Here is a 1,026-nt window from a genome sequence, read left to right on the forward strand (position 1 = left end):
TGGCTATGTTTCTATAAACTGTTGGTAGGCGTATACTGATTCAAATTGTAGTATCAGGTAATCAATTATGAACATAGCCAACTTTCATAAGCTGATAAAAAGTCTACAAGGATTGAATGACAAACAAAGATTAGAAATTGAATCAGCACTCCATCAAGACTCACCATCAGAGTCCATATCTCACTTACTTGAAGAGCGTCTAGTTGAGCACCCTGAGTGTCCACATTGCCATAGCAGCCTTATCAATCGTCACGGTAAAACACAAGGTACTCAACGATATCGGTGTAAGAACTGCCTCAAAACCTTTGTTGCAGCAACTGGAACACCGCTTGCCAGACTCAGAAATAAAGAACGTTGGGAAGATTATTTTTACTGCATGATTAAGAGCATGCCATTAAGAGAGGCGGCTAACCATTGCGATATAGCTCTCACTACTTCTTTTCGTTGGCGTCATAGATTTCTTCAAATACCGACACTTCTTCAACCTTCTACGTTAGAAGGAATTATTGAAGCTGATGAAACCTTTTATCCATACTCAGAAAAAGGTGAACGTCATTTAGCTCGCAAACCAAGAAAGCGAGGAATGAAAGCAAAAAAGGCCGGGCGCTCAAGTGATGATTGGGTGAAGATAGTTACCGTCAGGGACAGGAATCAGCATACTTATGATAATACGTTTGCTCATGTTACGAGTGATGCACTCACCAAAGAACTAGAAGGGAAAGTTCAAAAAGACAGTGTGTTATGTTCTGATGGATTTAAAGCTTACACCAAATTTAGCAAAGATAATGAGCTCACTCATAAACGTCTGAATGTCTCAGCAGGGATCAGGGTTATCGAAAATGTTTTTCACATACAAAATGTAAATTCTTACCACAGCCAATTAAAGCTATGGCTTGCAAAGTTCCACGGCGTTGCAACGAAGTACCTAACTCATTACCTAGGCTGGTTCAGATTTATGGACAATAAAGAAAATTTCAATGAAAACAGCCTATTCAAAATTCAACAACAGTTAGTAGGAACATAGCC

General features: G+C 39.3%; 1 protein-coding gene. It reads left to right on the forward strand.

Annotation, left to right across the window (positions count from 1 at the left end):
* Positions 1-67: 67 nt before the first annotated feature.
* The gene (locus JQC92_RS22480; RefSeq protein WP_205001747.1) at positions 68-1,024 is read left to right on the forward strand and encodes an IS1595 family transposase; all 957 of its coding nucleotides are present in this window, start codon (positions 68-70) and stop codon (positions 1,022-1,024) included.
* Positions 1,025-1,026: the final 2 nt, after the last annotated feature.

The organism is Parashewanella hymeniacidonis (assembly GCF_016900895.1).
GTDB lineage: Bacteria > Pseudomonadota > Gammaproteobacteria > Enterobacterales > Shewanellaceae > Parashewanella > Parashewanella hymeniacidonis.

Coding starts and splice junctions, on each gene's coding strand:
- JQC92_RS22480 (WP_205001747.1), top strand. CDS start 68: ATGAACATAGCCAACTTTCATAAGCTGATAAAAAGTCTACAAGGATTG.